The organism is Rhodococcus sp. LW-XY12 (assembly GCF_019317345.1).
In the GTDB taxonomy this organism is placed as follows: domain Bacteria; phylum Actinomycetota; class Actinomycetes; order Mycobacteriales; family Mycobacteriaceae; genus Rhodococcus; species Rhodococcus pyridinivorans.
Genome location: NZ_CP079225.1, coordinates 2,703,598 through 2,725,493, shown reverse-complemented (window position 1 = coordinate 2,725,493; position 21,896 = coordinate 2,703,598). Strand labels below are relative to the sequence as shown.

At 66.5% G+C, this 21,896-nt stretch carries 19 protein-coding genes and 2 pseudogenes; 15 read left to right on the top strand and 6 right to left on the bottom strand.

Annotated features, from left to right (window positions below; all coding sequences use genetic code 11):
* Positions 1-31 precede the first annotated feature (31 nt).
* Complete coding sequence (locus KXC42_RS12795) at positions 32-1,129, bottom strand: cupin domain-containing protein (protein WP_219129108.1); 1,098 nt, start codon at positions 1,127-1,129, stop codon at positions 32-34.
* A 273-nt stretch (positions 1,130-1,402) separates the two neighbouring features.
* Here KXC42_RS12795 and KXC42_RS12790 point away from each other — a divergent pair, with 273 nt between their 5' ends.
* The 6 genes from KXC42_RS12790 to KXC42_RS12765 are packed head-to-tail and all read left to right on the top strand — an operon-like array spanning position 1,403 to position 6,188.
* Positions 1,403-2,425, top strand: coding sequence for a carbon-nitrogen hydrolase family protein (locus KXC42_RS12790; protein ID WP_145691972.1), 1,023 nt, complete (start codon positions 1,403-1,405; stop codon positions 2,423-2,425).
* Between the two features lie 37 nt (positions 2,426-2,462).
* Positions 2,463-3,365 (top strand): fumarylacetoacetate hydrolase family protein, encoded by a 903-nt coding sequence (locus KXC42_RS12785; RefSeq protein ID WP_033098388.1) that lies wholly within the window; start codon positions 2,463-2,465, stop codon positions 3,363-3,365.
* A 2-nt stretch (positions 3,366-3,367) separates the two neighbouring features.
* Entirely contained in the window at positions 3,368-4,135 is a 768-nt protein-coding gene (locus tag KXC42_RS12780; RefSeq protein WP_033098387.1) for an Asp/Glu racemase, read from the top strand.
* 1 nt (position 4,136) lies between these two features.
* A complete protein-coding gene (locus tag KXC42_RS12775) occupies positions 4,137-4,835 on the top strand; it encodes a GntR family transcriptional regulator (RefSeq protein WP_033098386.1) in 699 nt (232 codons plus the stop codon).
* A gap of 17 nt (positions 4,836-4,852) precedes the next feature.
* Entirely contained in the window at positions 4,853-5,464 is a 612-nt protein-coding gene (locus tag KXC42_RS12770; RefSeq protein WP_033098385.1) for a flavin reductase family protein, read from the top strand.
* A gap of 46 nt (positions 5,465-5,510) precedes the next feature.
* Positions 5,511-6,188, top strand: coding sequence for a hypothetical protein (locus KXC42_RS12765; RefSeq protein WP_219129107.1), 678 nt, complete (start codon positions 5,511-5,513; stop codon positions 6,186-6,188).
* Between the two features lie 223 nt (positions 6,189-6,411).
* Here the strand turns inward: KXC42_RS12765 and KXC42_RS27300 are convergent.
* From KXC42_RS27300 to KXC42_RS12755, 3 genes and pseudogenes are all read right to left on the bottom strand, one after another.
* A pseudogene (locus KXC42_RS27300) lies at positions 6,412-6,620 on the bottom strand (IS256 family transposase); the annotation flags it as partial.
* 283 nt (positions 6,621-6,903) lie between these two features.
* Positions 6,904-8,058, bottom strand: coding sequence for a cell wall metabolism sensor histidine kinase WalK (locus tag KXC42_RS12760; protein ID WP_052040156.1), 1,155 nt, complete (start codon positions 8,056-8,058; stop codon positions 6,904-6,906).
* Positions 8,055-8,732 (bottom strand): response regulator transcription factor, encoded by a 678-nt coding sequence (locus tag KXC42_RS12755; protein WP_033098383.1) that lies wholly within the window; start codon positions 8,730-8,732, stop codon positions 8,055-8,057. Before KXC42_RS12755 ends, KXC42_RS12760 begins: the two co-directional genes overlap by 4 nt.
* Before the next feature lie 76 nt (positions 8,733-8,808).
* On the opposite strand from KXC42_RS12755, the gene KXC42_RS12750 reads away from it, so the two are divergent.
* The 5 genes from KXC42_RS12750 (at position 8,809) to KXC42_RS12730 (ending at position 14,586) form a co-directional block, all read left to right on the top strand.
* The gene (locus KXC42_RS12750) at positions 8,809-9,246 is read left to right on the top strand and encodes an SHOCT domain-containing protein (protein ID WP_231913121.1); all 438 of its coding nucleotides are present in this window, start codon (positions 8,809-8,811) and stop codon (positions 9,244-9,246) included.
* Complete coding sequence (locus KXC42_RS12745; protein ID WP_219129106.1) at positions 9,239-10,747, top strand: multicopper oxidase family protein; 1,509 nt, start codon at positions 9,239-9,241, stop codon at positions 10,745-10,747. Before KXC42_RS12750 ends, KXC42_RS12745 begins: the two co-directional genes overlap by 8 nt.
* A 77-nt stretch (positions 10,748-10,824) precedes the next feature.
* A complete protein-coding gene (locus KXC42_RS12740; RefSeq protein WP_219129105.1) occupies positions 10,825-11,487 on the top strand; it encodes a DUF305 domain-containing protein in 663 nt (220 codons plus the stop codon).
* Positions 11,488-11,533: 46 nt separating this feature from the next.
* Complete coding sequence (locus KXC42_RS12735; RefSeq protein ID WP_219129104.1) at positions 11,534-13,702, top strand: heavy metal translocating P-type ATPase; 2,169 nt, start codon at positions 11,534-11,536, stop codon at positions 13,700-13,702.
* A gap of 41 nt (positions 13,703-13,743) precedes the next feature.
* Positions 13,744-14,586, top strand: a complete 843-nt coding sequence (locus tag KXC42_RS12730) for a F510_1955 family glycosylhydrolase (RefSeq protein WP_006554866.1) — start codon at positions 13,744-13,746, stop codon at positions 14,584-14,586.
* Positions 14,587-14,682: 96 nt separating this feature from the next.
* Here KXC42_RS12730 and KXC42_RS12725 read toward each other — a convergent pair whose 3' ends face one another.
* Entirely contained in the window at positions 14,683-15,045 is a 363-nt protein-coding gene (locus tag KXC42_RS12725) for a metalloregulator ArsR/SmtB family transcription factor (RefSeq protein ID WP_006554865.1), read from the bottom strand.
* 97 nt (positions 15,046-15,142) lie between these two features.
* Here KXC42_RS12725 and KXC42_RS12720 point away from each other — a divergent pair, with 97 nt between their 5' ends.
* Positions 15,143-17,110: a heavy metal translocating P-type ATPase gene (locus KXC42_RS12720; RefSeq protein ID WP_052040155.1), complete on the top strand. Its 1,968-nt coding sequence runs from the start codon at positions 15,143-15,145 to the stop codon at positions 17,108-17,110.
* A 211-nt stretch (positions 17,111-17,321) separates the two neighbouring features.
* On the opposite strand, the pseudogene KXC42_RS12715 reads toward KXC42_RS12720, so the two are convergent.
* A pseudogene (locus tag KXC42_RS12715) lies at positions 17,322-17,702 on the bottom strand (recombinase family protein); the annotation flags it as partial.
* A 260-nt stretch (positions 17,703-17,962) separates the two neighbouring features.
* Here KXC42_RS12715 and KXC42_RS12710 point away from each other — a divergent pair.
* The 3 genes from KXC42_RS12710 to KXC42_RS12700 are packed head-to-tail and all read left to right on the top strand — an operon-like array spanning position 17,963 to position 21,770.
* Entirely contained in the window at positions 17,963-19,006 is a 1,044-nt protein-coding gene (locus KXC42_RS12710) for a tyrosine-type recombinase/integrase (RefSeq protein WP_219130483.1), read from the top strand.
* A complete protein-coding gene (locus KXC42_RS12705; RefSeq protein WP_219129103.1) occupies positions 19,006-19,344 on the top strand; it encodes a helix-turn-helix transcriptional regulator in 339 nt (112 codons plus the stop codon). Before KXC42_RS12710 ends, KXC42_RS12705 begins: the two co-directional genes overlap by 1 nt.
* Positions 19,341-21,770 carry a site-specific integrase gene (locus KXC42_RS12700; protein ID WP_219129102.1) on the top strand — a complete coding sequence of 810 codons (2,430 nt, stop codon included), beginning with the start codon at positions 19,341-19,343 and terminating at the stop codon, positions 21,768-21,770. The genes KXC42_RS12705 and KXC42_RS12700 overlap by 4 nt, the downstream gene beginning before the upstream one ends.
* Positions 21,771-21,896: the final 126 nt, after the last annotated feature.

Here is a 21,896-nt window from a genome sequence, read left to right as displayed (position 1 = left end):
TGGGAGCCCCTCGAGGTGACCGAGATGGCGGTCAAGTGGTTTGGTGTCCGTGGTTGTCGGTGTAGGCGGCTTCTTGGTAGAGGTCGAGTGCGTGCATGACGGGGAAGTCATTGAACGAGAACAGGCACGCATCGTTGCGGTCGTCGTCGTTGGCGTGTTCGTGCCAGGCCCACGAGGGCACGCAGAAGATGTCGTTTTCCTGCCAGTCGAACCGCTGCCCGCCGATGATGGAATGACCGCGGCCCTTGGCCACGTGATAGATCACCGACCCGGTGTGCCGATGCGCGAGCGTGGCCTGACCGGGACGCAGCAGCTGCATGTGCGCGCCCATCGTCGGCATGACCGAACCGCCGGTGAGCGGGTTGACGTACTCCATGATGATGCCGTCGTACGGTGATCCGTCGGAGACCTCGGCGCGGGCGAGCAACGCCTCGTAGGTGCGTTCCCACGGGTAGGCCAGCAGCGGGGAGTAACGCTTGCTCCATCCGCGGTCGGCGGGGGTGAGGATCCCGGACCCGTACTCGCGCAGCGAGGTGTTGACGACTTTTCCGGGTTGCTGATGCAGCTCCGGATGCACGGCGTAGAAGTTCGCGTCGAGTGTGTTGACCAGGGGGATGTCGAGTCCGTCCTGCCAGATCACCGGTGAGCTGGCCGAATCGTTGCCGTGTTCGTGCCAGGTGCCACTCGGGGTGATCAGGAAATCCCGCGCTCCGGCCTCGAGTCGGTCGCCGTCGACGATCGTCCACGCTCCTTCACCTTCGATGACGAACCGCAGCGCGGAGGCTGCGTGTCGGTGTGCGGTCATCGACTCGCCCGGGTTCATGATCTGCAGTCCGGTGTAGAGCAGACCCACGGCCGCACTGAGGTCCTTGCGGCCGTCGTTGACCAGCATCACCACCCGGCGGCCGGCATCGTCACCGGAGACCAACGAGGCGGATTCGAGCACCGACGGTCGCAGCTGCTCATAGCGCCACAGCATCGGCACCGATTTCGGTTGTGGATACCACGGCTCGATGTCGTTGGCCACCGTCCACAACGCTCCGGCGCCCATCGTCTCGAGCCGGCGGTAGAACTGCACCAGCTCGTCGGTGTCCTCCACGCGGGACCGGCCGAGGATGTCTTCCCTCATATCAGCAACTCCTTCCTGCATCACTGCGGGGGAACAAACGCGTTGTGAGGGAACGGTAGACCCTAATTTGATCAAATGCGAGACCTGACAACGAATTTTTTCATGGTGGAAACATGACTAGGCAAGAGGCACTCTTCGAAGTAGGTCGTGAATTACCTGCTAAAGCCTCTGAACGTCCAACTCTCGATCGAGGCACCCCTTGCGAGTAGACGTATAATTTGATCAAATCCTAGGCATGATGGTCTACACGTTCAGCAACGAAGGACACCGGAGATGACCGCATACCCGAAGTTTCGAGCCGCCGCAGTGCAGGCGGCTCCGGAGTTCCTCGACACGCCCGCCACGGTGGACAAGGCATGCCGTCTGATCGCAGAGGCGAGCGCACACGGTGCTGAGCTGATCGCTTTTCCCGAGGTGTTCGTCTCGGCGTACCCCTACTGGAACTGGACCATGACGCCCGTTGAAGGGGGCCCCTGGTTCGAAAAGCTATTTCATGCAGCCATCGACGTCCCCGGTCCCGAAGTCGCGGCCTTGTGCGCTGCTGCTCGCGCAGCCGATGCCCACGTCGTCATCGGAGTAAACGAACGAGATCCGTACTCCTTGGGCACGCTGTACAACTCGGTCCTGTTCATCAGCAATACGGGTGAACTACTGGGCGTCCACCGCAAGCTGGTGCCGACCTGGGCCGAGAAGCTGACCTGGGCCGGCGGAGACGGCAGCTCACTGCGCGTCTACGACACCGGTATCGGGCGACTCGGTGGACTGGCATGCGGGGAGAACACCAACACCTTGGCCCGGTTCAGTCTCCTGGCACAAGGAGAGCAGGTCCATATCGCCAACTACATCGCCCTTCCAGTCGCACCGGCCGAGTACGACATGGTCGAAGCCATCAAGACCCGCGCTGCTGCACACAGCTTCGAAGGCAAGGTCTTCACCATCGTCGCCTGTGCCGCGATCACAGATCAGATCGTCGATACCGTGGCACACAACGAGGCCGCCCGCGCGCTACTCGAGCGTCCGCACAGCGCCTTCAGTGGCATCTTCGGTCCGGACGGGCGCCTGATAACCACGCCCCTCATCGACGAGGAGGGAATCGTGTACGCCGACATCGACATCAATGCATCGATCCAACCCAAACAGATGCACGACATCATCGGCCACTACAACCGGTTCGACATCTTCCAACTCAGCGTCAACCAGCAACCGCAGTCCAGCGTCGTCCTCAACAGTCACCAGGCATCTACCTTCCCACCTCCCCACTTCACGGAAGTTCCTGGCGAGACCGAAACGGCCTAAGGGTTTTCCCGTACATTCATCGAACAAGGAGAATTTCGTGCGCTTTGTCAACTTCAGCTTCGGCACCGACGGGGAACGTCATCTCGGAGTCGTCCTCGACGATGCTCTCGTCCTCGATCTTGTCCCCGCCCTGCAGTCGGTGATCGATGTTCCCAACGACCTGCGCGACTACATCGCCGCCGGCCCGGACCTGCACCGCCGGGTCGCCCAGACCATCGCCACCACCCAGTCCTGGCCCGCAGAAGCTACCCGTTCACTGGACGAAGTGGTGCTGCACGCCCCGTTCCGTCCCGGCAAGCTCATCGGTGTCGGACTGAACTACGTCGAGCACGTCGAAGAATCGAGCCGATCCCTCGACACCGACGAGAACCTGCCGACGCGACCGGTGCTGTTCAGCACACCGGGCACCGCGGTGATCGGCCCCGACGAGCCGATCCTGCACAACAGCGAGCTGACCGAACAGCTGGACTGGGAATGCGAACTCGCCGTGATCATCGGCGATATCGCCAAGTCGGTGACCGAGGACGACGCGATGAACCACGTCTTCGGCTACAGCATCGTCAACGACATCAGCGCCCGCGACCAGCGCCGCTCCGGGCAGTGGTTCTTCTCCAAGGGACAGGACAGCTACAAGCCCTTCGGTCCCATGGTCGTCACCGCGGACGAACTCGGTGACCCGCACACCCTCCAGTTGTCGCTGACCGTCAATGGTGAGCAGCGCCAAAACGGAAACTCTCGGCATATGTTGTTCAAGATTCCCCAGCTCATCGCCGATATCACCTCCGGAGTGACTCTCGAACCCGGCGATATCATCGCCACCGGCTCCCCTCAGGGCGTAGGTGCGGCGATGACCCCGCCGACGTACCTGACCCCGGGTGATGTCGTGGCCGCAACCATCGAAAAGATCGGCACCCTGGCCAACCCCGTCAAGGCGGTCTGACCATGACCACACCGGCATCCCCCCGCGCCTACCGCATCGGCCAGATCGTCCCGAGCTCCAACATCACGATGGAAACCGAGATCCCCGCGATGCTGCGTGCCCGCGAAGAGGTCGAACCCGAGCGCTTCACTTTCCACTCCTCGCGTATGCGGATGAAAGAAGTGACCAAGGCTCAGCTCGAAGCGATGGACGACGAGTCCGATCGCTGCGCCCTGGAGCTGTCCGACGCCCACGTCGATGTCCTCGGCTACGCCTGTCTGGTAGCGATCATGACCCGCGGCGCCGGGTACCACTGCACCTCGGAGAAGCGCCTGCACCAGGTGACCGTCGACAACGACGCCGAAGCGCCGGTGGTCACCAGCGCCGGCGCCCTGGTCGACGGGCTGAAGGTACTCGGTGCCCGCAAGGTCGCCCTCATCGCACCGTACATGCGCCCCCTGACCGAGCAGGTCGTCGACTACATCTCCGGTGAGGGCTTCGAGGTCACCGACTTCATCGCCCTCGAAATTCCCGACAACCTCGAGGTCGGCTCCCGGGACCCGATGGCGCTGGTGGACATCGTCGAACGACTCGACCACAGTCAGGCCGATGTAGTCGTGCTGTCCGCGTGCGTGCAGATGCCGTCGCTGGCAGCCGTCCAGGTCGTTCAGGACCGAATCGGCAAGCCTGTGCTGTCCGCAGCCGTCGCCACCACCTACCAGCTGCTGAAAGAACTCGGCCTGAAGCGGTACGTTCCCCGTGCAGGCGAACTGTTGAACGGGAGCTACTGATATGACCGCAGCCGGAGTGAAGAAACCCAAGCGCTCGACAACACTCGAACAGGCGTACAACGCCATTCTCGAGTCCATCTGCAACGGTGATATCCCGCCGGGCGCTCCACTCCGGCTGCAAGAGCTGTCGACCACCTTCGGGATGAGCATGATGCCCATCCGCGAGGCACTCCGCCAGCTCGAGGCCATCGGCGTGATCGAGATGACCCCCCACAAGGGGGCGCGGGTCCGAGAAATATCGACGGACGACCTCATCGACACCTACCGGACCCGCATCACGCTCGAAGGCATCCTCTGCAGCCGCGCCGCCGAAAATTTCGACGCAGACGACGAAGCGGCGGCCCGCGAGGCATTGGAACGGCAGCGCATCGCACTCGAAGACGGCGACATCATCGAGGCTCGCATCGCACACAAGGACTTCCACTACGCCATCTACCGCGCCGCCGGCTCGGTATGGATGCTCCGCTCCATCGACCCGACCTGGCTCAACAGCGAACGCTACCGTGTCACCAGCGAACAGGATGGTGACCAACTCACCCTCCGCCGCGAAGAACACGAACGCATGCTCGCAGCGTGCGTTGCGCACCGGCCCGAGCAGGCCCGCCAAGCCTTGCGAACCCACCTGATCAGCACCGTTGCCCATCTGGACAAGAACCTGGCCAAACGCCTGGACATCCTTACCGCCGGGGCGTGCTGTTGACCCAAGGCCGCTCCCCCATGTACTCGATCGACCCGACCGCCGACCCATATACTCGCTTCGATCCGGCCGTGATGCGTGCTGCGGACTTCTATCACGTCCTGGCTGCCTCGGTGGTGCCGCGCCCCATCGCCTGGGTGTCGACGCGCTCGAGCGCCGGGATCTTGAATCTCGCCCCGTACAGCTTCTTCACCGTTGCCTCCACCAAGCCTCCGATCGTGCAGTTCAACTCGGTCGGTCACAAGGACAGCTGGCGCAACATCACCGAAACCGGTGAATTCGTTGTGAACATCGGGACCGAAACACTCATCGACCCCATCAACGCCACCTCCGAATCCTTTCCATACGAGATCGATGAGTTCACCCAGGCGGGAATGAACCCCCACGACAGCGACGTCCTGGCTGTCCCTCGAGTTGCCGAAGCGCCGATCGCGTTCGAATGCGTCAAGCACACGATCGTGGAGATGGGAAACTGCTCATTGATCTTCGGACGCGTCGTCAACGTCGTTGTCGCTAGCGCCGTACTGGCCAAGGACGGACTCCCCGACTTTTCCAAGGTCGCACCGCCGAGCCGACTCGGACGTTCGGAGTGGGGCCTTGCCCCATCCACGGTGACACGCGTACGACCCTGACACCTCCAACGCAACCAGCAGGAGCATCGCGATGCGCATATATCCCGTGATCCACGTCCACGATCTCGACCAGGTGTCCGAACAAGTCGAGGTCGCTCGTCGACATCCCATTTCCGGAGTCTTTCTCATCGATCACGACGCAGATGACATCCGCCTGGCCCGATGCATCGATCACGTCCGCCTGAAGCAACCCGACATCTTCCTGGGCGCAAACGTCATTCGCCGCAGCGCAACTGAGGCACTGAACATCCTCGCACCGCACTTTCCTGGCGGTATTCCTCTCGACGCCATCTGGACCGACAACGCCGGCGTCTCCCTCGACGGCGACGACCACGAGTTCCGTTCACTCCACTCAGCACGAGAACGAACCGGATGGACCGGACTGCACTTCGGCGGCATCGCCTTCAAATACCAAACCCCCGTCTCAGAATCCGATCTTCCCCGCCTGGGCGAACTCGCACGCCGCCACGTCGATATCCCCACCACCTCCGGACCCGGCACAGGACTAGCCGCCGACACCCACAAACTCGAGGCCCTTCGCCAGGGACTCCACAACCATCCGCTCGCCTTGGCCAGCGGTGTCACGCCGGACAACGTCGAGTCATTCATAGGCCTTGTCGACCATATCCTCGTTTCCACAGGAATCGCCGGCGACAACGACCGCATCGACTCCGGAAAGTTGGCGACCCTCCTCGAACGTTGCACTGTCGAACAAAAAAAATGAACCCTACTTCCGTCCCCGCGTAGACGGTGAAGCACCGAAGCGTTCCCGCGTTCCGCTGAAACGGAGAGTTCAGCCTTCGACCGGAACCTTCACATATGGGTGCCCCTCGTCTTCTAGGGGAATATAAGCAGCCCCGTTGCTGAGACCCGATTCCACTCCGAAGGTGTCAGGGTTCCCTGATGGACTATCAGGTAATCGGTGGATTCGTTTCTGACACATCGGATTAGTTGGTGTTCAGGGTGATTCGTCCTTCGAAGGCGATCGCGAAAGCGTTCAAGGCTCCTTCCACCGTGATGTCCATCGTGCGCGTCCTTTGCCGGTCGGGTCCAGAGCACGAGTGGCAGATACAGGCACGCGAGCGCGGCTGCTCGTTGGGAAATGCCCACGAGCCTGGTTCGTCCGCCGGTACCGGACGTTGAGCGACTCGATCGCGAACGCCCTCGCAAAGCATCCGGCGCATCGTGGTCCGACATTGGAGGAGCCGCGAAGGTCAGCCATCAATCTGCTCATGAGCGGTGGGGTTGACGGCGTGTGCTGTTCGACGATCCCTAACCAGCATGATTTCGAGTACAGGGCCAGAGCAGTGGTGAGACTTCGTTGCGCCGGGATGGACGCCCTGACTCTGGCAGTTGAAGTGGCTCCTGGTTCTTTGCAGCAGTCAATTCGTGGCCGAATCCGATGCTTGGCGGAGTAGGAACTTCGTGAGGTGAGCGCCCTACATCCGCGGTGCGCTGCTGATGGGCAGGTCGATGATGAACCGTGCCCCGCGGCCAGGGCCAGCACTGTCGGCGCGGATCCGGCCCTGGTGGGCCTCGACGAGTGCGCGGGTGATGGTCAGGCCGATTCCGCTGCCGCCGTGGCGGCGGTTGCGGGCGAGATCGGCTCGGTAGAAGCGGTCGAAGAGGTGATCGAGGTGTTCGGCGGCGATACCTTCTCCGGTGTCGGCGACCACGATCTCGGCGTAGGTGGGGTCGGTCTGCCGGCAGGTGATGGTGACGGTGCCCCCGTCGGGGGTGTGGCGCAGCGCGTTGTCGAGCAGGTTGCCCAGGACCTGCCCGAACCGGTCCGGGTCGACAGTGACCGGCACGGAGTGCTCGATGCAGGTCTCGAGGGTGACGCTCTTGTCGTCGTAGCGCGTGCGGACCGCCTCGGCGGCTGCGGTGATCAGGGTTGCGGTGTCGGTGGGGACCGGGATGATGCGGGTGAGATGTTCCTCGGCGCGGGAGACGGCGGTGATGTCCTGGGCGAGGCGGTCGAGGCGTTGGGTGGCGGCACGCAGGATTTGCAGAGTGTCCTCGTCCAGGCTGCGGACGCCGTCTTCGAGGGCTTCGAGGTAGGAGTCGAAAGTGGCGATCGGGGTGCGCATCTCGTGACCGAGGTCGGCGAGCATCCGGCGCCGGGTGGTTTCGGTGGCTTCGAGGCGGCGGGCGACTTCGTTGACGGTGACGGTGAGATCGTCGAATTCGCGGCCAAGTCCGGGGCTGTGCATGCGGGTGTCGTAGCGGCCGGCGGCGATCTGGGCGGTGGAGGTGGTCACCGCCGTCAGCGACCGTTGAACGCGCCGGGCGATGTACCAGCTCACCGCCAGGGACAGCAGCACCGCGATGGCGATGGCCAGTCCCCAGGCGAGGATGATCGCCCAGGTGAAGGCCTCTTCGACGTGATGGGCCTGGTTGGAGTTGTGGTCGATGCCGGCTTGACCGAGGTGATCGTGGAAGATGCCGGGTGCGAGCGCCGAGGCCACGATCCAGGCGCTGACGGCGCAGCCGAGCACCACCACGGTCAGGGCGAGGAACAGTCGGGTGCCGAAACTCGCGGTGTTGATGGTGCGGCGCAGGGACCCGCCTGGTGTGGACGATCGGGCGGTCATGATCCGGTGCCCATTCGGTAGCCGACACCGCGGATGGTGCGCACGTAGCGGCCGCGGGTGGCGTCGTCGCCGAGTTTGCGGCGCAGGTGCCCGATGTGCACGTCGACCAGGTGTTCGTCACCGACCCAGCTCGGCCCCCATACCGCTTCGATCAGCTGGGTGCGGGTGAGCACCACTCCGGGATCGCGTGCCAGGGCGGCAAGGATGTCGAATTCGGTGCGGGTCAGGGCGATCGGCCGCCCGGCGACGGTGGCCTCGCGGCCGTCGACGTCGAGGGCCAGGTCCCCGAAGCGGTGTGGCTGCGCAACGGTCGCGGCGATGGTGGTGCGGGGACGGCGCAGCATGGCCTGGATGCGCGCTGTCAGCTCGCGGGGGCTGAACGGTTTGGTCATGTAGTCGTCGGCGCCGACGGACAGCCCGATCAGGGTGTCGATCTCCTCGGTGCGGGCGGTGAGCATCACGACGTAGGCGTCGGAGAAGGTCCGCAGTTGCCGGCACACCTCCACCCCGTCCAGGCCCGGCAGTCCGAGGTCGAGGACCACCACATCGGGATCGACCTGCCGGGCGAGGGGAACGGCCTCGGCGCCGTCGCCGGTGACCGCGACCTCGAAACCGTCCCGCTCGAGATAGGAGCCCACCAGATCCGCCAGTGACGGTTCGTCCTCGACGACCATCGCCCGCAAGCCGGTGGAGGGACGCGCCGGCGTCGCCGGGTCGCTGCCGGGTGCGGGTGGTCGAGCAGAGGAGGTCATGGGGTCCATCATCGCCAGCACCGTCGCGGTGCCGGTATCGCGGCGACGCGACAAGGAGTTTCTTGAGCAAATCTTCATACGACCTCCATCGAACCTGTGGGGTGGGAACCCGATGCTGAAGCTACGAAACCGAGGGATGGAGACGATCATGATGGGCTGGGTCGGTGACATCGGTTGGGCGGGATGGACCGTCATGGCCGTGTGCATGCTCGCGTTCTGGACGGTGGTGATCTATCTGGTGGCCGTCATGTTCCGCGCCGACCGTACGAGCGGTCCTGCTGGCATCGAGCATGAGGGTGATCCGCTGCGGATGCTCGAAGAGCGGTTCGCCCGAGGCGACATCGACTCCGATGAGTTCGTCGCCCGGCGGCAGGTATTGACGCAGACCGGCAACCTCGCTGCGATTGCTGATCGGCGAGGGCAGGTCCGTGGGTAGATTGACCCGCCGAGCCTTCCTGATCGGCTCGATGCTGACCGGTGCCGGAGTCCTGGCGGCCTGTTCCGGGGCGGGGGCGGCGACCGGCGTGCCGGTGGCCGCCACGTCACCGGTGGTGCGTCGTCTCGAGCAGCAGCGACGTGTCCCGGGCCAGCAGGTGGTCTCGGCCCGGTTGACGCCGCGTCCGGTCGAGGTGGACCTCGGGGGACGCATCGTGTCCACCTGGGCCTATGACGATCAGGTGCCGGGACCGCTGATCCGTGCCCGAGCCGGGGATCTCCTGCGGGTGGAGGTCGACAACCAGCTACCAGCGGAGACGAGTGTGCACTGGCACGGGCTGGCGTTGAGCAACGACATGGACGGTGTTCCCGGGCTGACCCAGGACCCGATCGCCACCGCAGACCGATTCGTCTACGAGTTCACCGTCCCTCATGCGGGCACGTACTTCTATCACTCGCATTCGGGTCTGCAACTCGACCGCGGGCTCTACGGTGCGCTGATCATCGATGATCCGGCCGAGCCGGGCGACTACGACCACGAATGGATCGTGGTGCTCGACGACTGGCTCGACGGCACCGGCCGCACCCCCGACCAGGTGGCCCGCGAGCTCGGCATCGGCAGCGGAGCAGGAAACGGTGACGGCGCCGCGATGGGCACGATGGACCACGACGCCACGGATATGGACATGGGTGGGGAAACGATGCTCTCCCCGCTGCTCGGGGGCGCCGGGGACGTGCGCTATCCCCACTTCCTGCTCGGCGGGCGCGTGCCCGACGATCCGATGGTCTGGACCGCCGCACCCGGACAACGAGCACGGATCCGGTTCGTCAACGCCGCCGCCGACACCGCCTTCCGGGTCGCGTTGGGTGGACACCGGATGACGGTCACCCACACCGACGGTTTCCCGGTCGTACCGCAGGACACCGACGCAGTGCTCATCGGCATGGGTGAGCGTGTCGACGTACTCGTCACCCTCGACGACGGGGTGTTCCCGCTGTTCGCTCAGGCCGAGGGCAAGACCGGGCACGGGCAGGCCGTGGTGCGCACCGCCTCTGGCGAGCTGCCACCACAACCCCGTCCCGACGAGCTCGATCGGCGGGTACTGCTCGGCACCGACCTTGCGCCACGGGAGTACGTGCGGCTGACCGAACGTGATCACGATCTGTACCACAGCGTGGACATGGGCGGCACCATGTCGCCGTACCGCTGGACCCTGGGCGGCCGCGCCCACCCCGACAGTGCACCGCTGACCGTCAACGAAGGGCAACGGGTGCGCATGCGGATGCGCAACATGTCGGACATGTTCCACCCCATGCACCTGCACGGACACACCTTCGCGCTCACCGATACCGGACTGCGCAAGGACACCGTCACCATCGGGCCCATGCGCACCGTCGAGATCGAATTCGACACCGACAACCCGGGTCAATGGGCGTTGCACTGCCACAACGCCTATCACCAGGAAGCCGGAATGATGACCACCGTGTCCTACCTGGCGTGACCTGGGTCCTGCCGACCGGCGAGGCCGAACTGGGCCATCACGATGCCTGTGCTCGTTCGAGAAAGGAACACACCCTGATGAACAAGAAGACCCTTGCTGCCGGCGTCACCGCCCTGGCGGTGGTGTTCACCGCCGCTGCCTGCAGCGACTCCGACACCGGCACCACGGCCGCGACCTCGACCTCGCCAGCTTCGGCGAGCACGCCCACCGAACAGACCGCGGCACACAACGATGCCGATGTGATGTTTGCGCAGATGATGATCCCGCACCACAGTCAGGCCATCGAGATGAGCGACATGATCTTGGCCAAGGACAACATCCCCGCCGAGGTCAGTGCCTTGGCCGAGCAGATCAAGGCCGCGCAGGGTCCGGAGATCGACCAACTCGAGTCCTGGCTCGATCAGTGGGGTGCACCCACCTCGATGCCCGACGGGGCTCACGACATGCCCGGCACGGACGAAGGCACGGGCATGGGCATGGATGGGATGAGCGACGGCATGAGCGGGATGGACGGGATGATGAGCGACGAGGACATGCAGGCACTATCGGATGCCCAGGGCACCGACGCGGCCCGCCTGTTCCTCAAGCAGATGATCACCCACCACGAAGGCGCCGTCGAGATGGCACGGACCGAGATCGCCGAGGGACAGTTCCCCGAGGCGGTGGTGATGGCCCGCAGCATCGTCGAGACCCAGCAGCAGGAAATCGAGACGATGCGCCAACTGCTCGACACCCTCTAACGCACCCCGCTCACCCCCGTCGGCCGCCCCAGACAGGAGCTTTTCGATGTCGCACCCGGAACACCGACACTCCCATCCGGCGCCGGCCGGACACGATCACGGCACCTCCACACAGAGCCCGCCGCCCGACGCGGAAGATGCGCATGCCGGGCACGGCGAACACCTCGCCCACCTCGGCGGGTCCGCCGAACACACCGGGCACGGCGGCCACGACCGGCACGCCGGGCACGGCGCGCACGGGGAGATGTTCCGCCGCCGCTTCTGGGTGTCGCTGATCCTGTCGATCCCGGTCGTGGGGTTCAGCCACATGGTCGCCGAGCTGCTCGGCTATCCCATGCCGGACTTCCCCGGGGCCATGTGGATTCCGCCGGTGCTGGGCACGGTGATCTTCGCCTACGGCGGCATGCCGTTCCTCACCGGCGGCTGGGCCGAACTGCGTTCGCGCCGCCCGGGAATGATGCTGCTGATCGCGATGGCCATCAGCGTCGCCTTCGCCGCCTCGTGGATCACCACGCTCGGCCTGGGCGGCTTCGACCTGGACTTCTGGTGGGAGCTGGCGCTGCTGATCGTGATCATGCTGCTCGGGCACTGGCTCGAGATGCGTGCCCTCGGTTCGGCCTCGGGAGCGCTCGACGCGCTGGCGGCGATGCTGCCCGACACCGCCGAGAAGATCACCGACGACGGCACCGAGGAGGTGCCGCTGTCGGAGTTGACCCTCGACGACGTGGTGCTCGTGCGGGCCGGGGCCCGCGTCCCGGCCGACGGCACGGTCGTCGACGGGCGCGCAGAGGTCGACGAGTCGATGATCACCGGCGAATCGAAGACCGTTACCCGCGAGAGCGGTGACACGGTGGTCGCCGGCACCGTCGCCACCGACAGCGCCCTGCGCGTACGGATCACTGCCATCGGTGAGGACACCGCCCTGGCCGGCATCCAACGCATGGTCGCCGACGCTCAAGCCTCCTCCTCGCGGGCACAGGCGCTGGCGGACAAGGCCGCGGCGTTCTTGTTCTACTTTGCCGCCATCACCGGGCTGCTCACCTTCGTGGTGTGGGCGTTGCTCGGCAACGTCGACGAAGCGGTGGTGCGCACGGTCACCGTGCTGGTCATCGCCTGTCCCCACGCCCTGGGTTTGGCGATCCCGCTGGTGATCGCGATCTCCACCGAACGCGCCGCCAAAGCCGGTGTGCTGGTCAAGGACCGGCTCTCGCTCGAACGCATGCGCACCGTCGAGGTGGTCCTGTTCGACAAGACCGGCACCCTCACCCAGGGACGGCACCAGGTCACCGATGTCACGACCGCCGCAGGGATCGGCGAGTCGTATCTGCTGGCCCGCGCCGCCGCGGTCGAAGCCGACAGTGAACATCCCGTCGCACGCGCGATCGTGGCCGCAGCGGACACCGGTGTCCCGACGGGCGAGAAGATCACCGCCACCGACTTCCGGTCGTTGCCCGGCCGTGGCGTGCGCGCGGTCGTCGACGGCACCGAGGTCACCGTCGGCGGCCCCGCGATGCTCACCGACCTGGCGTTGTCGGTACCCGAGGAGGTCACCGCCGTCACCGAACAGTGGGTGCAGCGCGGAGCGTCGGTGCTGCACATCGCCGAAGGTGATCGGGTGCTCGGTGCCGTGGCGCTCGAGGACGCGGTCCGGGAGGAGTCCCGCCAGGCGATCGACGCCCTGCACGCCCGCGGAGTCAAGGTCGCGATGATCACCGGTGATGCCCGGCAGGTCGCCGACGCCGTCGCCGCCGATCTCGGCATCGACGAGGTCTTCGCCGAGGTGTTGCCCGAGCACAAGGACGCGAAGGTCACCGAACTGCAGCAGCGCGGGCACAAGGTCGCCATGGTCGGCGACGGGGTGAACGACGCCCCGGCCCTGGCCCGCGCCGACGTGGGGGTGGCGATCGGTGCCGGTACCGATGTGGCGATCGAATCCGCCGGGGTGGTGCTGGCGGCGAACGATCCGCGGGCGGTGCTGTCGATCATCGAGCTCTCCCACGCCAGTTACCGGAAGATGTGGCAGAACCTGGTGTGGGCGACCGGCTACAACATCATCGCTGTGCCCCTGGCCGCCGGTGTGCTCGCCTTCGTCGGGGTGGCGATCTCCCCGGCGGTGGCCGCGGTGCTCATGTCGGTTTCGACCATCGTCGTTGCCCTCAACGCACAACTGTTGCGCCGCCTCGACCTCGACCCCGCCCACTTAGCCCGCACCTGACCTGCGTGGCCCTGCCCCAGAGAGAAAGTTCTTCTGCGTCCATGTGGATATCGTTCGCGCGCCCCTGCCGGGGTGTGCTCGTCGCCGCTGCCCTGACCGTGCTCGTCGGATGCTCGACCCAGCAGCCCGCTACGACACCGACCCGATCGGGGTCTGTCCCGACCGCGGAGGTGCCCGCGGTGGCATTGACCCCTGCCCTCGATCACCTGCACGGGTTACACCTCGGTGCCGACGGCACGATCCTGGCCGGCACTCACACCGGCCTGGTCACCCTCGGCGTCGACGGGCGCACCACCCGGGTCGGCACCTCCGACGACGACTTCATGGGACTGACCGGGGTGCCCGGCACCGATCGGCTCTTCGCCTCCGGACATCCCGGACCGTCGAGTTCGGCACCGAACCCGCTCGGACTGATCGACAGCATCGACGGCGGACGGACATGGACCCCGAAATCCCTGACCGGAGAGGTGGACTTCCACGCCCTGGCCACCGACGGGACGGTGCTCGTCGGCTTCGACGGAACCACCGGACTGCTGGTCTCCACCGACGCCGGCACCACGTGGAGTTCGGGAGCCCCGCTGGCCGCCGCAGCACTGGCTGTCACCGACAGCGGTGTCTGGGCGGCCACCGCCGAGGGGCTGCAGCACAGCACCGATACCGCCCGCACCTTCACCACCATTCCCGAGGCCCCCACACTGGTATTGCTCTCCGCCGCCGGTGACGGATCCCTGTGGGGTGTCGACACCGACGGTGTCGCCTGGCGCAGCCACACCGGTCGAAATTGGGAACAGAAGGCAATGGTCGGTCCGGTCGAGGCGTTGCTGGCCGTCGATGCCGACACCGCCTATGCCGCCACCGCGCACGATCTCTACACCCTCGAGTGACCCGATACTGCCGAGCGCGGTCCCACCACTCGGCGCCGCCGACCGAGGGGACCGGTACCAAGTGCACCTCGCCTCGGCATCGGTCGCGGGAGGGGCTCAGCCGGCGGTTTCGGGTTGATCGGACAATCCCAGGCGCAGGTGCTCGCTGTGGTAGACGGCCTCGTCGAGAAGTTGGGCGACGTGGTTGTCGTAGAGGCTGTAGACGATGGAACGGCCCGCTCGGGTGCCGACAACCAAGCCGAGATTGCGGAGCAGGCGAAGCTGGTGGGAGACCGCGGACTGCTCCATTCCGACGGCCTCGGCCAGTTCGGTGACCGGGCGCGGGCCGTGGCGCAGTTCGGTGAGGATCAACAATCGGCTCGGCGTCGCCAAGGCCTGCAAGGTGGTGGCGACATGGGCGGCGGACTCGGCGTCCAGCCGGGCGGCCGGGCGGTCGCGGCCCTCGATTCCGTGTCCCATGACCGCGGAGCCTACCCCGAAATCAATACATGAAGACCTCTTCATTTGTTCTGTTATCGTGGTTCGCATCTGTTGTCTGTCGCCCTGGAGGTGACCTGTGGTCGCACCGACCGCCACATCCACCCATCCGCATCCGACGCCCCCGTCGACAGCGGTACGCCGTACGACCCTGTTCGAACTCACCGAGGTCCGCTGGGCCGGCGCAGCCCTCGTCCTGTTCCTCCTCGGTCTGATCGCCCAGTTCGCCGGTGCGCCGACCTGGACATGGTGGGCGCTGTATCTGGCCTGCTACGCCGCCGGCGGCTGGGAACCCGGCGCGGCCGGGATCCGGGCGCTGCGGGACAAGACCTTGGATGTGGATCTGCTGATGGTCCTCGCCGCGATCGGCGCGGCGGCCATCGGGCAGATCACCGACGGCGCACTGCTGATCGTCATCTTCGCTACCTCCGGCGCGTTGGAAGCATGGGCGACCGCCCGCACCGAGGACTCGGTGCGCGGACTACTGGAGCTCGCCCCGGAGACCGCCACCCGCCTCGATGCCGACGGCCGGGAACACTCGGTTGCCGCGGCCGAACTCGAGGTCGACGACCTGGTGCTGGTGCGCCCCGGGGAGCGGATCCCGGCCGATGCGACGGTCATCGGCGGGGGCAGCGAGGTCGATCAGGCCAGCATCACCGGCGAGCCCCTGCCGGTGGACAAGACCGCCGGGGACGAGGTGTTCGCCGGGACCGTCAACGGCACCGGTGTCCTGCGGTTGCGGGTGGTTCGCCGGGCCGCCGATTCGGTGATCGCCCGCATCGCCACTTTGGTCGAGGAGGCCGGCCGCACCAAGGCCACCACGCAGTTGTTCATCGAGAAGATCGAGCAGCGCTACTCGGTGGGCATGGTCGCGGTGACCCTCGCGGTGTTCACCATCCCACTGCTGTTCGGCGAACCGCTCGAACGTGCACTGGTGCGGGCGATGACATTCATGATCGTCGCGTCCCCGTGTGCGGTGGTGCTGGCAACGATGCCACCGCTGCTGGCTGCCATCGCCAACGCCGGCCGCCACGGGGTGCTGGTCAAATCCGCCGTGGTGATGGAACAGCTCGGCACCGCCACCCGCCTCGCATTCGACAAGACCGGCACCCTGACCCACGGCACCCCCGAACTCGTCCGGATCGAGGCGGTGGACCCGCGAGTCGACCCCGACGAAGTGCTGCGGTGGGCGGCCGCTGCCGAACACCCCAGCGAGCATCCGCTCGCCGCGGCGATCATGCGCGCCGCACATACCCGCACCCTGACCTGGCCGGCAGCACAGCAATTCACCGCACTGCCGGGCCGCGGGGTCTCCGCCCTGATCGACGACCACATCGTCACTGTCGGCGCCCCGGCCGCGCTGCTCGAACGACACAGCACCCACACCCCCGCCGTTACCGTGGTCGAGGACTTCCAGAACCAGGGTTACACCGCGGTGGTCGTCACCCGCGACGATCATCCCGTCGGGGTGCTGGGCCTGACCGACACACTGCGCCCGCAGGCAGCGATCGCCGTGGCCGCCACTCGGGCGCTCATCGGCACCGCCCCCACGCTGCTGACCGGCGACAATCCGGTCGTCGCCGCACGGCTCGCCGCCGAGGTCGGCATCAGCGAGGTACAGGCCGGGCTGCTGCCCGACGACAAGGTCGCCGCCGTACGCGCGCTGCAGGCCGACGGAGAAAAAGTTGTCGTCGTCGGCGACGGCATCAACGACGCCCCCGCGCTGGCCGCTGCGCATGTCGGTATCGCCATGGGCGGCGCCGGATCGGACCTGACCTTGCAGACCGCCGACGCGGTCGTCGTCCGCGACGACCTCACCACCATCCCCACGGTGATCCACCTGGCACGGCGGGCCCGACGCGTGGTCATCGCCAACCTCGCCATCGCCGCCTCGGTCATCGCGGCCCTGGTGACCTGGGACCTGGTCGGCACCCTGCCGTTGCCGCTGGCGGTGGCCGGCCATGAAGGCTCCACCATCCTCGTCGGCCTCAACGGACTGCGGCTGCTGCGAGAGACCGCATGGCGCCGTGCTGTCCGCACAGGCTGACACGGTCCCGCGGCACACGTGTGACCTCGCCACCGGTGGTGATCTGGCCGAATCCACCTTCGGCGCTCACCCAACCCGGCCGTGCGGGACAGCACGGTCGAACCCGAACGCCGCGGAACGATCAGCCCTTCGCTGCGTCGGCGCTCGCACAGTTCATTACGGGCGAAGCGTTTCCGCAGGGCGTGACTGCCGGACTGTGGTCACCCCACCTCTACTGCAAATGCCGATACAGCGTCGTACGACCAACCCCAAGAATCTCCGCGATCTCGACCTGACTCATTCCGTTGTCGCGCATCAACTTCGCCTGCTTGATCTTCTTCGCCGTCATCTTCGGCGGCCGGCCCCCGACCCGGCCCCGAGCTCGGGCCGCTGCAAGTCCGGCCGAGGTGCGTTCACGGATGAGGTTGCGCTCGAACTCGGCGAGCGCACCGAAGATCGAGAAGATCAGCTTGCCGCCGGCCGTGGTGGTGTCGATCGACTCGGTCACCGACCGGAACCCGATGCCCCGTTCCTCGAGATCGGTGACCACCTGAAGCAGATGCGGCAGGGAGCGGCCGAGCCGATCGAGCCGCCACACCACCAGGGTGTCGCCAAACCCTTGGGAATTGCATCTGGTGAGTGGGTCCTGGCTGGTCGCCTGGTAGCTGCGCTCCGGAATGCGGGAAATCGAGCGTCCCGAGGATCGGGTCTGACCTGCATCACTTGCCTAGAGATCCCGTTAGATGCATGATTTCAGCATTTAACGGGTGGACTTCTGGGTGGGTGGAGGAGCGGATGGGCCGTGGTGATCTGGCGGGGGCGGCGCACCTCGAACTCGTGTCCGGGGTCGTGCAGCTCCGCCCGGAGGACGCGATGGTCGAGGCGATGCTGCGGGGGTTTCGGGCGCAGCAGACCGCCCGTGGTCTGCGCGACGAGGGCATCACGAAGCGCGAGCAGGTCGTAAAGCGGTTCATGGCGTTCACCAACGAGTATCCGTGGTTGTGGTCGGCCGGGCAGGTCGACGAGTGGTCGTTGTCCTTGACCGCCGAACATCACCTGGCGCCGTCGACGATCCGGCAGTACCAGTGTCACCTGCGTTTGTTCACCGAGTACCTCACCGATCCGCGCTACGGATGGGTCCGCGCGTGCGAGAACGAATTCGGACTTGGCATGCATCCGGTGCCGATCGTCCACGAGTGGAACACGATCGCCCACCTGAACGACTACGAGGGCAACCCGGATGCGCGTCCGTTCACTCGGGACGAGCTGCAGCAGTTCTTCGACTATGCGGACGACCAGGTCGAGTGGGCGGTGCGCACGGGCCGCAAGGGAGCCCTGGCCGCATATCGGGATGCGACGCTGTTCAAGGTGATCTACGGGTGGGGACTGCGCCGGACGGAGGCTGCCAAACTCGACGTGGTCGACTGGGGCCGCAATCCCGCGGCCCCGGAGTTCGGCCGGTACGGGATGCTGCACGTGCGCTACGGCAAGGCCAAGCGGGGGCAGATGCCGCGGCGCCGCAATGTTGCGGCGGTGATGGGCTGGGCGGTCGAGGCGGTGGCCGACTACGTCGAGAACGTTCGCCCGCGGTTCGGGCACGTCGATCATCCCGCGTTGTGGGTGACCGAACGCGGCGGGCGGATCAAGTCGGCGGAGATCAACGCCCGATTCAGCGCGTACCGCGACGCACTCGGGCTGCCGTCGGTGCTGGTGCCGCATTCGCTGCGGCACTCCTATGTCACCCATCTGACCGAGGACAGTGTGGACCGCCGGTTCATCCAGTCCCAGGTCGGGCACGAGTGCGACAGTTCGACGGCGATCTACACCCATGTCAGCAACGACTTCATGAACAGCGCACTGCGCCGAGCGTTGTCGCCGGCATTCGAGACGGGACCGTTCGAGAAAAGAAGCCTGTGATGGCGGCGAAACTGGACTACCACTGGCATCTGCGCCAGGTCATGGCCGCCCGGGGCATGTTCTCGACCACCGACCTGATCGAACCTCTGGCACAGCGTGGGATCCGGCTGTCCTCGTCGCAGGTCTACCGACTGGTCGTCGAACGCCCGGAACGGTTGAGCCTGAAGGTCCTGATGGCGCTCCTCGACGTCCTCGACTGTGCGATGACCGACCTCATCGAGCCCGTCGCGGCTGCCTCGGCCAAGCCCACCCGGGCGGCGGCGGGCGGGACCGCGACGGAGGGGGTCGGTGACCTGCGACCCAAGCGGGCGCGCATCGCCGGCACAGACCGGCCGTGACCGGCACCGCGGCACCGGATCGGGCGGTCACTGATCCGGTGGGCTCGATCGTGGACCTGCTCGCGGGGACCGATCCGGGATTCGACCCCGTCACCGCGCGGCAAGTGGTTACCGACGTCGCGCCTGGTCGGGCGAAGGCGCGTCGGCTGGCGCTCGCCCTAGAAGCCCGCCCTGGCCTGCTGGTCGACGGCCGCTCGCCCGCACCGCTGGTTGTAGGCGAGCTGCTGGTCGCGGCACGCGCCGCCGGCGCCGAACGGATCGCCGCTCCCCACTGCACCGACTGCGAACGACCACTGAACGGCACCCTCGCCCGGATCGGCGAGAACTGGTACTGCCACACGTGCGGGCGACCACAGGAGCAATGCGCCGCGTGCGGGAACACGCGGCCTGTCAACCGGAGAGACCGTCACGGACGACCACACTGCCTTCACTGCCCGGTGCCCGACTCCCGCGATCCCGACACAGTGCTCGTCGACGTCATCACCAACTGCGATCCGTCGCTTGAGGCCACCACGATCATCACCGCCGCAGCACTTGCGGCACCCAGACCAACGGCACGCCGCAGGTTGGCCTGGGCGATCGAGGACCACCCGGAACTACTCACAGGCTCCGGGCATCTGGCGCCGATACCGGCGGTGCTGCGGCTGATCGACGCCCTCTGCGCGGCCGGAGCCACCGGCATCGTGCGGCCGCCCTGTCCCGGCTGCGGGCGAGTCACTCCACTGAACCGCCTGCGCGACGGACAACGCATCTGCCGGCGGTGCAGCAGCGTGGGACGGGCGGTGCCGTGCTCGCGCTGCGGAAAGCCTCGCGAACCGGCTGGCCGAGACGACCAAGGGCTGCCCTTGTGTTCGAGGTGCGTGCTCACCGACCCCGCCAACCACGAAGACTGCGGTGGCTGCGGACGTCGCATGCCGGTCGAAGCGCGCACCCCAGAGGGCCCGTTCTGCTGGAACTGCCGACCGCGAAAGCAACTGACGTGCTCGGTCTGTGGCAGCCACGGGCCGGCCGAGATCTCCCAGGTCACCGGCGAGCCCTGGTGCCAGGCATGTCAGCAACGCTGGGCCCGCTGCGCGCAATGCGGTGAGGTCAAGCCGATCCGATCGGGGACTCTCGAGACGCCGTTGTGTGCCGGTTGCACCGAATCCGGTTCCTCGCTGTGGCAGCCGTGTCCGCGGTGCGGGACCGCCGAGCGTCTCGTCGGCAACCACCCATGCCCGCGGTGTGTTCTCGACGAACGCCTGGGCACCTTGCTTGCGGACGGGACCGGCGTCATCAGACCCGAGCTGACCGAGCTGCACCGGACCCTTGCGACGATTGACCTCCCACGAACAGTGCTCAAGTGGCTCTCCCGAAGTTCCGCTGCGGCGGTGCTGGGCGACCTCGGCAGCGGCAGAAGAGCATTGACACACGACGCCCTCGACGACCTCGGGCCCAGCAAGCCGGTCGAGCACCTGCGCAGCGTGCTCGTCGCCACCGGGGCCCTGACCGATCGCGACGAACACCTCGCCCGCCTCGAACGATGGCTCACCGACACCGTCGACACGGTCACCGATCCTGGACACCGGAAGCTGGCGCGCCACTATGCAACCTGGCAACTCTTGCGGCGGTTGCGTGCACGCAACCGCGGCCGACCGGTCAGCTACGGGCAGGCCACCGGCATCCGGACCCGTCTCCGCGGAGCGGCTGTGCTGCTCAATTGGCTCACCGACCGGCAACTCAGCTTGTCCAGCTGCACTCAAGCCGACATCGATCGATGGCTCAGCGATCCGGATACCCGCTACCGCCACGGCGGCAGCGGGTTCCTGCGCTGGGCCACCACCAGCAAGCTGGTGAGCAGCTCACTTGATGGCACCAGCCGCAGCTGGCGCGGACCAGCAGAGCTGATCGATGGTGAACAGCGATGGGACATCGCCCGCCGCCTCCTGCACGACGACACCGTCAAACCCGAGGACCGGGTAGCCGGGCTGCTGGTCATTCTCTACGCACAGCGCGCCTCAACGATCACCAGCCTGACCACAGACGACGTCACCACCAGGGCGAACGGGCTCCACCTGAAGCTGGGCAGCAGTCCCGTCGCGCTGCCCGAACCGCTGTCCACCCTCGTCGCGACCCTGGTGGACACCCGCACCGGACACGCCGCAATCGGCAAGCGAGGCGCCTCACCGTGGCTGTTCCCCGGCGGACAACCCGGAAGGCCACTCAGCACCGCCCAAATGGGCAAACGGCTGCGCGCACTCGGAATCCGCCCCAACCCGGCCCGCTCGGCCGCCCTGTTCGCCCTCGCCGCCGAGGTACCCGCCGCGATCCTCGCCCGCACCCTCGGCATCCACATCAACGTCGCCGTCGACTGGCAACAAGCCAGCGCCGGCGACTGGACCGGATACGCTGCCGACGTCGGCCGACGACCGACACGGAACCGGTGACGGGAGGCGCCGTTAGAGACCCGACACCAATCGTGAAACCGGCCTGCTCACCGGGCATCCGGTGCAAACGTTACGCCGAGCGGTCCTGTGTCATGCCACGCCGAGGATCCGGCCGGTGCGGGCGAG